We start from the raw sequence: 11,594 nt of genomic DNA, 5'->3' as shown, positions 1-11,594 counted from the left end.
GTCTCCGCCCTTCTGGCAGAATGCGACGAGGAATGGATGACCGGGAAAATCTACCTCAACCTGAATGACTGATGGCTATATCCCGATGGAATCCCTTGGGGGCTTTTACAGAAAAGAAGTTGCGCTGCCGTTTCGTCATTGCTCGGCCACCTTTGCTGCCTCGCGCCGCAACCACTGACGAAAGGCATCGACGATCGGACGATCGGCTACTGCTTCGGGGACCACCAGATAATAGGCCTGTGTCCGCCGGATGACCAGATCAAAAGGCTGTACCAGACGGCCAGCAGCCACCTCCGCTTCGACCAGCGGTTTCGAAGCCAGGGCAATGCCGACACCGTCGATCGCTGCCGAGAGGACCAGGCCCGGGTCACTGAAATGGGTTCCGGCATCCGGGTCGATGCCAAGCACGCCGGCGAGATGCAGCCATTCCCCCCAGCTCGGACGATCCAGCAGTTCCATGATCGACTCGTCATGGAGCAGATTGTGCCAGCGCAGATCTGCCGGAACAGTGAGCGGTCGCATGGCAAACAACAGGCGCGGGCTGCACACCACGGCATAGGCTGGCGAAAACAGGCGATCGACGCGACAGCCGGCGTACTGGCCACGACCAAAGCGGATGAACACTTCGGTCTCGTCGTCGCGCACATCGATTCCCGCCAGCCCCGAAACGTTTGCCGCATCCCGCGCATCGATCGTCTCCATCGAGGCCGACATGTGGATCTGCACCTCGGGGTGTTCGGCAGTAAACCCAGGCAGATGGCGAATCAGCCAGCGGCTGGCGAAAGCCGGCGGTGTCGTCACCAGCAGCCGCCCGCCAGTCTGGTGCTGGCGCGTGCTCTCGATTGCCGCGGCAAAGCATTGCAGGCCCTCGCGCACCCTGGGCAACATCAGTCGGCCCTCGCGCGTCAATTCCAGGGCGCGCGTCAAGCGCCGGAACAACGCGAAGCCGAGATAGTCCTCCAGCCCACGGATCTGGTGACTGATCGCGGTCGGCGTCACCGAAAGCTCGGTGGCCGCGTCCTTGAAGCTCAGATGGCGGGCCGCCGCTTCAAAGGCTCGCAATGCGTTGAGAGGAGGCAAACGATAGGTCATATGGATGAGATATTCTCACGTATTGACTGATTTTTGATCGTTTGCCGGCCTCCCGGCAAACAAATAAAGTGGCGCTGCAGTCTCGGATAGCGAGACCAACTCCAGAAAGAAGCAAATGAAAACCGACCTTACCCGCGAACAGATGATGACGATTGTTGAACGTGCGCGTTACCAGCGCAGCATCGCCGCTGGCGACATGGCTGTTGCCGCCGCTCGCCAAGCCTTGCGCTGGCTGGCCAGGTGGACCGACAGATTCCTGCATGCCCTGCTGATGTCGCCAACCGCCCGCCAGTGATCACCCGCAGCGCTTAGAATGATGGTCTTTGCCTGAAGACCATACCATGCCGCGCGTTCAGATCAACCTACCCGGGCAGTTCGCCTTCTCGACCGAGATCGCGCTCTACGTCAGCCACATGAATTACGCCGGCCATCTCGACAATGCGCTGCTGCTGTCGGTGGTCTCGGAAGCGCGGGCGCGCTTCTTCAAGTCGCTCGGTTACAGCGAACTCGATGTCGAAGGTCTGGGCATTGTCATTGCCGACGCGGCAGTGCAGTACAAGTCCGAAGCCTTCCATGGCGAGGTGATGGTGGTGCGCATGACTGCCGCCGACTTTTCCGGCAAGGGTTGCAACCTGCTCTGGCAGATGAGCGAGAAGGCAGGTCAGCGCGAAGTCGCCCGCGGCAAGACCGGGATCGTCTTCTTCGACTACACGGCGCGCAAACCGGCAGCCGTACCCGAGAACTTCCGCCAGAACGCCGCTGCAGCAAGCGCCACCTAGGCCGGCAGGTAGGTGCGGGTCAAGCGTTTCTGCAGATTCTGCACCTGTTTCAGTGATTCCCGCAGGATCAAGCGGTCCAGTTCGTGCAGATCGTCGGGATTCACCCGGTTGGAAACTGCCGTTTCGAGGCGGCTTGCCTGGTGTCCGAGCCGCAGACGCTGGATGTGCTGGAAGGCGTCGATCAGCGCGGCCAGTTCGTCAGCCACCATGCCGGTTCGCTGGCCCATGACGCGCAAGCGCTCGATCGTACTGGTGTCCCGTATCTGCAGGGCCAGCGCGTAAATCCGCGCGGCATCGACGAACGGCCGAGAGCCATGTTTCTTGAGGTCGATGGTATGCGGAAAGTCCTTGTTCCGATCGTAGCGGAAACCCTTCCACCAGGTGAGGGGCGACTCCCAGTTCAGCGTGTTCTCGACCATCGCGCGCATGAAGATCGGATAGGATGATGCCCGTCCCAGGAGCCAGTTGCGCAGATCGGTGGCCAGGCTTTCCTGCCCATAGAGGGCACGCAGATCGAAAAAGATGCTGGCGTTGAGCAAGGCCTCGGGTTGCGGATGCTCCAGCCAGTCGGCAAAAGCCATCCGCCATTCGTCAGCCGACAAACACCACTGCGGGTTACCGGCCATGATGTTGCCCTTGCACAGGGGAAACCCGCAGGCATCGAGCGCCTCATTGACCGCGCGGGCGAACGGCAGGAAGGCGTCGCGCAGTTTCGGCGCCTCATCCTCCGATTCGGCGACGAAGATCAGCCCATTGTCCTGATCGGTGGCCAATGTCTGCTCAAGCCTGCCCTCGGAACCAAACACCAGCCAGCACCATTGCACGTAGGGCAGGTCGAACTGGCCGGCAATCAGCTCGATCACCTGCAGGGTCAACAGGTCGTTGAGCGAAGAAATGCGCTGACACAGGACCTCGGCGCTGACCCTTTCGTCGACCAGGCGCGCGACGAAGCGCCGGATTTGTCCCGCCAGGCCAATCAGGGCTGTGAGATCACGTGCCGCCAGGATGGAGTCCACCAGGTCGCCATTCTGTGCGCCGGGCAAAGCATGCAGATCAGTCTGTGAGACCAGATGGAAGTAACTGCCATCGACTTCCGTCAGCACCAGGTGGCGCACGCCACGCCGCACCATCACGACACTCGCCTGGTGCGCGGTGCCGTCCGCCGGTACGGTAATCAGGCCGCTGGTCATCACGGCCGCCACCGGTGCCTGCAGATCGCAGGCCTCGATCGCAATGCGCCGCACCACATCGTGCAGGGTGATGATTCCCAGCGGCACACGGCTGTTTTCGTCGACCACCACCACCGCGTCGGCGCGCACCCTGTCCAGGAGCAGCAGGGTTTCACGGATGGTCGCGGCCGGCCCGACCGTCAGCGGTTCGCCACGCACCAGATGGCGCAACGCGATGTAGGGCGAAAACGGTGCGATGCTGACCGCCGACTCAGTACTTGAGGCGGGCATGGAAGGTCCTCTGACTGGCTTCCCGTGCCTCGCGCAGCGTCCTGATCCCCATCTCCGAGAGCAGGGGCAGCATCTTCAGAAAGACTTCACCGGTCACGATCGCGTCGCCAAGCGCCGTGTGGCGCCCGAATACCGATACGCCGAGGCGCTCGGCAATCGCCTCGAGACGGTGCGTCGTCTGGTTGGGATGCAGGATGGCCGAGAGCAGCAGGGTGTCAAGCACTGGCTGCTCGAAGCGCACACCGGTCTGTTGTTCCTTGAGCTGCAGGAAGCGCATGTCGAAAGCCGCGTTGTGGCCAACCAGAACGGTATCGGCGCAGAAAGCGTGGAACTTCGGCAAGACGACATCGATGACCGGCTGCCCGACCAGCAGTTCGCGCGTAATGCCGTGCACCTCGATCGATTGCGGTGACAACCGGCATTGCGGGTCGACCAGCTGATCGAAGCACTCGTGGCGAAGCAGGCGGCGGTTGACGATGCGCGTTGCTCCGATCTGAATGATTTCGTCGCCCTGCGACGGTTGCAGGCCGGTGGTCTCGGTATCGAACACCGTATACGAAAGCTCGGCCAGCGGCCGGTCATCGAGTTCGTGGCTGGCAGCCGACCAGCCGAAGAGGTCGAAATCGTAGAACTCGGGGCGTTCGCCCTCGGCCGCGGCAATGATCGCCCGCGGCAGATCCTTGGGTGCCTCGGCGGCTGGCAGCATGGTACGGAAAAAGGCACGATGCGAAACCCTTTCACGCTGAAACCAGATGTCGCCGTTGCAGCGTTCGATCACATCGGTGACGCTGAGCGGTGACGACTCGCCGGCAGTGGCCATGGGATCCTGCAGCCAGCTCATTGCCGCTTCGTTGTTCATGAAGGTCCCGAGCCAGGAGAGGTCGAGTTGCGCCAGCACCCCGTTGCGCGTCAGCGACAGGCGCACCTCGCGCACCTCGTATTCGTCCTGCAGGCGCAGCGCCAGGTAGCGCAGGGCTTGCAGCAAACCAAAGCTGTCCACCCGCAGCCAGAGTTCCTCGTCCACCCTCTCGGTCTTCACGGCCAGTGCCCGACGCTCACTGGAGCGCCGCTCGCCGATACGGCGTGCCGCCACGCCAAGCAGTTCGGCACCCAGCATTTCCTCCAGCAGCCAGCGCTCGCGCAGATCATTCGAGAAGGCACTCGACGCTTTTTCGAATTGTGCCGACAGCGCCCCCGCCTCGTCACGGACGACGCGCAGAAAGCGATCCCGCTGCTGGCTGGGCATGTCGGAGAAATCGGAAAGCATTTCCGCTGCGGCGCGGATGCTGCCGAGCGGTCCGCGCCCGCCCTCGATCAGCGACTGGATCAGCGCGTCGCGCCGGGCATGGCGCTCGTTGGTGCTGGTCACATCCTCCAGCACCAGCACGAACCCGGTAATCGACAAGCCGCCCACCTGTGCATGGTGCGGGCCACCTCCGCCGAGGACCGGCGACATGTGGGCACGCAAGAGGCGGCCCGCTGGAGTCGCGGTAACGAACTGGGTGGCGCCGACCCGGGCCCGGCTGTCCGCCTCCGGCCGCTCGCCACCAGCCTGCTGCAGGCGCTCCAGCGCGTGACCGATCAATCCCCGATCAAACACCGTGTAGATCGAACGTCCTAGACCGAGCAATTCGGCATTGCCGCCATCGGGGCCGGCTGATAGCTCCTGCTTCGCACGCTGGTTGTAGAGCAGCACCCGGCCGTCGAGATTGCAGACCACGACGCTCTGGCTCAAATCGGCCATCAGCGCGGCCAGACGGCTCCGTTCCTCCTCGAGTGAGGCGCGCGCCTCGCGCACCCGCTCGGCGACGTCCTTCTCGCTGGCTTCGCGCAGGGCAAGCAATTGATTGACCGCCTGGCCCAGAACATGCAGTTCTGCCGCGCCATGTTCGCCGACCCGCAGGCCAATGTGCGCCAGCGTTGCCATGACTTCCTCGGCCATGCGCAGCGGCGCACTCGCATACAATTCGTACAGACGGTAGATCACCCAGCCACTGAAGGCCAGGGCAACCAGCAGAAGCACCAGCAGGACCACCACTCTCTCTTCCGGTGACCTGCCGCTGCCACTTGCGCCAGGCTCCCCGGCCAGCATCAGGCCAGCGGTCGCCACGATCAGGGCAAGCACGAAGAGGCCTGCCGCAAGTGCGGCAAGAACGAGCCTGCGAACCGGTTTCATGTGCTACATTCCGAGCAGTTTACGCACCTCGGCGAGCAACTCCTTGGTCGAGAAGGGCTTGGTCATGTAGCCGTCGGCCCCCAGCCCAAGGCCTTTGCTCACCTCGGTGTCGCGTCCCTTGGCGGTCAGCATCAGGATGCGCGTGCCGGCAAGATCGGGATCGGCGCGCAAGGCCTGACAGACGTCGAAGCCATTCATCTTGGGCATCATCACGTCAAGCAGCACGAGATCCGGCCGTTCACCACGCACCTTGGCCAGAGCCTCCTCGCCGTCGCCCGCCACCAGCACCTCGAACCCTTCCCGGCGCAGCAGGAATTCGATCGAAATGACGATGTTTTGCTCGTCGTCGGCAATCAGTATTCTTTTGCTCATCACTTCTCCGATCATCAATCAACCACGCCAGAAACGCTAGCCGAGAGCTTCCTGCTCGGCCGCCCACTCCCGCAGTGGAGCAAAGGGCAGGGTGAACAGAAAGGTCGCGCCCTCCCCTGGCACGCTTTCCACCCACAGCCGCCCACCGAGGTGCTCGACGATACGTCGGCTGATCGGCAACCCGAGACCGGTACCCGACGGTTTGGCGGTCATCGTGTCGCCGACCTGGCGGAATTTCTCGAAGATCAGCTCCTGGTCCTGCGGTCGGATTCCCGGCCCGTTGTCGGTCACGCTCACCTCCAGCGCCTCTGCCAGCATGCGCAAGCCGACACGAATCCTCCCGCTACCCGGAGTCAGGAATTTCGCGGCGTTGGACAGCAGATTGAGCATCACCTGGATCAGACGATCACGGTCGGCGAGAATCAGCGGCAGATTATCGGGCAGATCGAGTTCGACGTGCGCCCCTTTCTCGCGAAAAAGCTGGCTGGTGGCCGCGATGGACTGCTCGACGACTTCCTTCAGGTCGAGTTCGCAGGCATTCCAGTCCGCCCGCCCGGACTCGATCTTCGCCAAATCGAGGGTCTGGTTGATCAGTCTGGTCAGGCGTTCGGTCTCGCTGACGATCAAGCCCAGAAAGCGCTCCCGATCGGGCAGATGCATCTTCGGGTCATCGCGCAGCAGCTCCGAGAAGGCACGGATCGAAGTCAGCGGCGTACGCAGCTCGTGCGTCACCGAGGACATGATGTCGTCCTTGACCCGATCGAGCTCCTGCAGGCGTTCATTGGCCTCTCGCAACTCGAGCGTCGCCGCGGTCAGCTCACGCGACTTGCGTTCCAGCTCCCGGCTATAGGTGCGCAGTTGCGACGCCTCGTCGAGGATGTGCATCACCTCTTCGATGCTGAGCGGCTCTTCCTTGGCCACCGAGGCCACCATGACTCGTGCCGAGGCACTGCCAATCGCACCTGCGAGCAGCGATTCGGCGAACTGCACCAGTTGCGCATCGGCCTCGAGCTTGTCATGGTGGTCCGCGCCGTGCCGGCGGGCGAAGCCGGCAAAAGCGACCTCAGCCCTGGCTGGACCGAGAAAACGTCCGACCAGTTCCTGCAGATCGCTGACTTTCGCCCGACCGCGCCAGAGCACCGCACCGACCGGGCCGGTCTCCTTGAGCGCATCGACGAAAACCGTTGCCTGGGTCGCCTCGGCGACCATCGGCGGACGCAGCAGCGAGACGCCGACATAGGCGCCGATGTTGGCCAGGAAACTCCAGAACAGACAATGGGAAATCTCGTCGATGCCGCTCAGTCCGAAAAGTTGTTGTGGTCGCAACAGCTCGATCCCGAACAGGCCCAGGGTCAGAAAACCATCCGGCAGCCAGCCTGACTTGGCGAACGACGGGAGCAACAAAGTGTAGGCCCAAACCATGAAGCCGGCCGTCAAACCAGCCAGTGCGCCGCCCCGCGTGCCGCCCCGCCAGTACATGCCGCCGATCATCGCCGGCGCAAACTGGGCCACCGCGGAGAAACTGATCAGACCGATGGCAACCAGTGCGTAGGCCTCACCGGCGAGCCGGAAGTACAGGTAGCCGAGCAGCAGGATGACGACGATCGCCCCGCGCCGGATACCCAGCAGCAGCCCGGAAAGATCCTTCGACTCCTCCAGTGCGAGCCGCCGGCGACGCAACAACACGGGCATCACCAGATCGTTGCAGACCATGGTCGACAGGGCGATCGTCTCGACGATGACCATCCCGGTACCCGCCGACAGGCCGCCAATGAAGACCAGCAGGGTCAGCCCTTCCTGCCGCTGCGACATCGGCAATGTCAGTACGAAGGTATCCGCATCGACCCCCTGCCCCGCGAAATGCAGCAGCCCGCCGAGCGCAATCGGCAGCACGAAGATGTTGATCAGAAACAGGTAGAGCGGGAAGAGCCAGGCGGCGCGCTTCAGATGTGTCTCGTTGACGTTCTCGACGACCGCGACCTGGAACTGGCGCGGCAGAAAAAGCACCGCCATTGCCGAGAGAACGATCAGCGAGAACCAGCCGGTGTAGCCCTGACCTGAAGGAATCGCATTCGCCAGGCGCTGCAGTTCCGGATGGGTTGCAAGGTGCTCGAAGATGTCGCCGAAGCCGTTGTACAGACCGTAGGTGACGAACACGCCGACCACCAGAAAGGCGACCAGCTTGACCCCGGACTCGAGCGCGATGGCTGCCACCATGCCTTCATGACGCTCGGTGGCGTCAAGATGGCGGGTACCGAAGACGATGGTGAACGCTGCCAGGATCAGGGCAATGTAAAAGCTGATGTCGGCCGCCACCGACATCGTCGGGCTGCGGTGCGGCATGACGATGTCGGGGTAGCTCAAGAGCAGACCAACCGTGCTCGAAACCGCCTTGAGTTGCAGCGCGATGTAGGGAATGATGCCGACCACTGCAATGACCGTCACCAGGCCGCCGAGGAGATGGCTCTTGCCGTAGCGCGAGGAAATGAAGTCGGCGATCGAGGTGATGCGGTTGGCCTTGACGATACGGATCATCTTCAGCAGCACGGTCCAGCCGAGCGCCATGACCAGCGTCGGACCGAGATAGACCGGCAGGAAACCGATGCCCGATACGGCGGCGCGCCCGACGCTGCCGTAGAAGGTCCAGGTCGTGCAATACACTGCCATCGACAGGGCATAAATGGTCGGATTGGCAATCAGCGATCGCCCGCGATCGGCACTCCGGTCGCCCCACCAGGCGACCGCGAACAGCAAACCCAGGTAGATCAGCGAGACGGCAATCAGTACGGGTGCTTCGAGCATCGCTGCCGTCTACCTGAAGCGGCCTTCGATGGCCCAGGCCATCAGGGCGATGACTACCGCCCAGGCGAAGAAGACATAGGCAAACACCAGGGGAATCTCGAACACTTCCGTCGGCCGGTCGAAGAGCGACAGCAGCGGATAGTTGAACAGTACACAGCCAACCAGGAAAGCCGCGATCAGTCGATCTCCCGCCAGTACCCTGCGATGCATCCCAGCCTCCCGTCCAGAACCGATGACAGGAGTCGGCACCACACTCGGCGCTCGCTGCCACCATCAATCGGCCATTGTCACCCGCTATACTGCCCGCCGTCCCCACATCGCCGAGGAAACCACGCCAATGATTCGCCCCGCCCTCGATTGGCAACCGCTCCCTGCCAGCAATGCCTACACCGACATCTGTTACGATCTTGCCGAAGGTATCGCCCGCATTGTCATCAATCGGCCCGAGCGGCGCAATGCCTTTCGACCCGAAACCATTCAACAACTGATCGACGCCATGCATCGCGCACAGTTCGATCCCGGCATCGGCGTCATCATCCTCACCGGTGCCGGACACCAGGCATTCTGCTCCGGCGGTGACCAGATCGTGCGCGGCGACGACGGGGGCTACCACGACGAGTCGGGTATGCCGCACCTCAATGTGCTCGACCTGCAGATGCAGATTCGCCGCTGCCCGAAACCGGTAGTGGCGATGGTTGCCGGTTACGCTATAGGCGGTGGTCATGTGCTGCATCTCGTCTGTGACCTGAGCATCGCGGCCGACAACGCCCGCTTCGGACAGACCGGCCCGCGCGTCGGCAGCTTCGATGCCGGACTCGGCGCCGGCCTGATGGCCCGCACAATCGGCCTGAAGCGGGCCAAGGAGATCTGGCTGCTCTGCCGACAGTACGATGCAACGACAGCCTTGTCGATGGGACTGGTCAATGCCGTCGTGCCACTTGTCGAACTGGAGGAGGAAACGGTGCGCTGGTGTCGCGAGATGCTGCAGCTCTCGCCAATGGCACTGCGCATGATCAAGGCCGGCTTCAACGCCGACACCGACGGCCTGGCCGGCATTCAGGAACTCGCCGGTAACGCCACCGGCCTCTTCTACATGACCGAGGAAGGCCGGGAAGGACGCAATGCCTGGCTGGAAAAGCGGGCGCCGGATTTCTCGCGCTACCGGCGACGTCCCTGATCTCGACTCGAGCGGCAGGCTCGACACCACTGGACTCGACCGGAGGTCCCGCGTGCCCCCGATCGCTGCCTGCGCCGGCCGTGTTACCGCTGGATCGGCCGGTTGCGCGCGATGAAGATCAGCCGTGTCAGCGTACATCGCTATTGCCTGCCGCTACGCGCCACCTGGCAGACCGCCGCCGGCGGCCTGTGCGAGCGCCAGGGCTGGCTGCTACGCCTCGCCACCAACCACAACGCCTTTGGCTACGGTGACTGCGCAGTGTTGCCGAGCAGCGGCACCGAGAGCGCAACCGCGGCGCAGGGCGCGCTGCGCGCGTTGCTGCCACGCCTGCTCGGGCGGTCTGCCCAGGACGCCCTCGCCACGCTCGAGTGCGCCGACCATTGCGTCACGCCGGCAGCGCGCTGCGCCGTCGAAAGCGCGCTGCTCGACCTGCTCGCCCAGGAGGCTGGTCTGCCCCTGGCGACCTACCTGTGCGACCCGCGGCCAGCAGCCATGCCACCCGGGCCGCCGCCTGCCGTACGCCTCAATGCAGCACTGGGCGGCCTGGGCCTGAGCCGCGACGAAGAGATCCTTGCCGCCTGCAGTGAAGGCTTTCAGGTGCTCAAGTTCAAGCTCGGGGTGACCGCGATCGAGCACGAGATCGACCGCCTGCGGCAGATCGCCGCTCTCCTCCCGAGCGGTGTCGCACTGCGCCTGGACGCCAATCGCGCCTGGCGCTTCGACGATGCGCTGCGCTTCCTGCACGCCTGTGCCGACCTGCCGGTGGAGATGATCGAGGAACCGCTGACCGCGCCGGATCTCGCACAACTGCAGCGTCTGCAAGCCGGCACATCAATCAGCATCGGTCTCGACGAGTCGACCGCGCACTTCAGTCTCGCCACCCTCCTCCAGCGGCGCACCGTTCTGGGGGTGTGCGCGATAAATGAAGGTGCGGGAGCGCGATAATTGGTGGGACGAGGTGGTTTGTGGCGGGTTTAGGTGGGACGGGGATGCAAGTTTCTTGCGCGAGGTGAAATGCTCGGAAGGACCAAAAATAGCCGTTCAGTAGAACTGGAATATCAGGACTTGGCGCCGGCAATATAGTCAGACAGCACCTGCTGAATCCGCTGGGAAAGCCCTGGCGGAAGCCCACGAGCCGCATCAGGGAAAAACGGCCTCGCCGGTATGTCGCCCCACAGGTGGGGGAAGTCCGCCTTCTTGCCGCCGAACTGCTGTATAGCCGCGTAGATCACCGTCGGACGGATCTCGACGCCATTGCCGACCAGCCGCCAAGCGAACTGCGTGGACAGAGACTTCGACTCGCCAATCAACGGCTTCTTGTAAGACAGCACCCGCTGCCCTCGCGCCGACAGATGGCCTTTGCTTTTCGTGAAGTTCTTGGCGTTGCTGTGCAACATCCGGCGCAGCGTGGTATCGGCATTCGGCGCCCACGGATTGCCGTAGGGGTCTTGCGAAACCTCGAAACGGGTCTTGGTGAATTCCACCAATAACTCACCGATCGCCTTCAGCGCTGGCCGTGGGTTGTCTAGGGCATGAACCAGGCGCGCGAGTTCGGCGTGGACCCCGGTATCGGTGGGGGTGATCTGGATCATCTGTCCTGGCGCCGTGAACTTTCTTGCTGGCCTAGTAAATCAGCTGATCTTCAGTAAGCACCGTCGGCGTGGGGTCGTACCCGGCAACCGGACCGCCAAACTCATAGTCCGGATCATCCTCGCCGTCGACCAGCGCCGGGTAGG

At 63.2% G+C, this 11,594-nt stretch carries 11 protein-coding genes; 4 read left to right on the top strand and 7 right to left on the bottom strand.

What is annotated here, in order from left to right; translation table 11 throughout:
• Positions 1-135: 135 nt before the first annotated feature.
• Complete coding sequence (gene gcvA / locus JNK99_RS02345) at positions 136-1,092, bottom strand: transcriptional regulator GcvA (protein ID WP_291848089.1); 957 nt, start codon at positions 1,090-1,092, stop codon at positions 136-138.
• A gap of 115 nt (positions 1,093-1,207) precedes the next feature.
• On the opposite strand from gcvA, the gene JNK99_RS02340 reads away from it, so the two are divergent.
• Both JNK99_RS02340 and JNK99_RS02335 read left to right on the top strand, forming a co-directional pair.
• The gene (locus JNK99_RS02340) at positions 1,208-1,387 is read left to right on the top strand and encodes a hypothetical protein (RefSeq protein WP_291848086.1); all 180 of its coding nucleotides are present in this window, start codon (positions 1,208-1,210) and stop codon (positions 1,385-1,387) included.
• Between the two features lie 46 nt (positions 1,388-1,433).
• A complete protein-coding gene (locus JNK99_RS02335; protein WP_291848084.1) occupies positions 1,434-1,871 on the top strand; it encodes a thioesterase family protein in 438 nt (145 codons plus the stop codon).
• Here JNK99_RS02335 and JNK99_RS02330 read toward each other — a convergent pair.
• The 5 genes from JNK99_RS02330 to JNK99_RS02310 are packed head-to-tail and all read right to left on the bottom strand — an operon-like array spanning position 1,868 to position 8,891.
• Complete coding sequence (locus tag JNK99_RS02330) at positions 1,868-3,331, bottom strand: DUF294 nucleotidyltransferase-like domain-containing protein (protein WP_291848081.1); 1,464 nt, start codon at positions 3,329-3,331, stop codon at positions 1,868-1,870. The two genes, JNK99_RS02335 and JNK99_RS02330, sit on opposite strands and share 4 nt — an antisense overlap.
• Positions 3,312-5,507, bottom strand: a complete 2,196-nt coding sequence (locus tag JNK99_RS02325) for an exonuclease domain-containing protein (protein ID WP_291848079.1) — start codon at positions 5,505-5,507, stop codon at positions 3,312-3,314. The genes JNK99_RS02330 and JNK99_RS02325 overlap by 20 nt, the downstream gene beginning before the upstream one ends.
• 3 nt (positions 5,508-5,510) lie before the next feature.
• Positions 5,511-5,879 carry a response regulator gene (locus JNK99_RS02320; RefSeq protein ID WP_291848075.1) on the bottom strand — a complete coding sequence of 123 codons (369 nt, stop codon included), beginning with the start codon at positions 5,877-5,879 and terminating at the stop codon, positions 5,511-5,513.
• A gap of 36 nt (positions 5,880-5,915) precedes the next feature.
• On the bottom strand, positions 5,916-8,681 hold the full coding sequence (locus JNK99_RS02315) for a sensor histidine kinase (RefSeq protein ID WP_291848072.1): 2,766 nt from the start codon (positions 8,679-8,681) through the stop codon (positions 5,916-5,918).
• 9 nt (positions 8,682-8,690) lie between these two features.
• Complete coding sequence (locus JNK99_RS02310; RefSeq protein ID WP_291848069.1) at positions 8,691-8,891, bottom strand: hypothetical protein; 201 nt, start codon at positions 8,889-8,891, stop codon at positions 8,691-8,693.
• 127 nt (positions 8,892-9,018) lie between these two features.
• Between JNK99_RS02310 and menB the strand changes: the two genes are divergently transcribed.
• A complete protein-coding gene (gene menB / locus JNK99_RS02305) occupies positions 9,019-9,858 on the top strand; it encodes a 1,4-dihydroxy-2-naphthoyl-CoA synthase (RefSeq protein WP_291848067.1) in 840 nt (279 codons plus the stop codon).
• Positions 9,859-9,969: 111 nt separating this feature from the next.
• Positions 9,970-10,803, top strand: a complete 834-nt coding sequence (locus JNK99_RS02300) for an enolase C-terminal domain-like protein (protein ID WP_291848063.1) — start codon at positions 9,970-9,972, stop codon at positions 10,801-10,803.
• 113 nt (positions 10,804-10,916) lie between these two features.
• Here the strand turns inward: JNK99_RS02300 and JNK99_RS02295 are convergent, their stop codons facing one another.
• The gene (locus tag JNK99_RS02295; RefSeq protein WP_291848061.1) at positions 10,917-11,450 is read right to left on the bottom strand and encodes a phage virion morphogenesis protein; all 534 of its coding nucleotides are present in this window, start codon (positions 11,448-11,450) and stop codon (positions 10,917-10,919) included.
• Positions 11,451-11,594: the final 144 nt, after the last annotated feature.

The organism is Accumulibacter sp. (genome assembly GCF_016789985.1).
GTDB lineage: Bacteria > Pseudomonadota > Gammaproteobacteria > Burkholderiales > Rhodocyclaceae > Accumulibacter.
The sequence above is the reverse complement of the archived record's forward strand: the minus strand, read 5'-3'. Positions and strand labels throughout refer to the sequence as shown.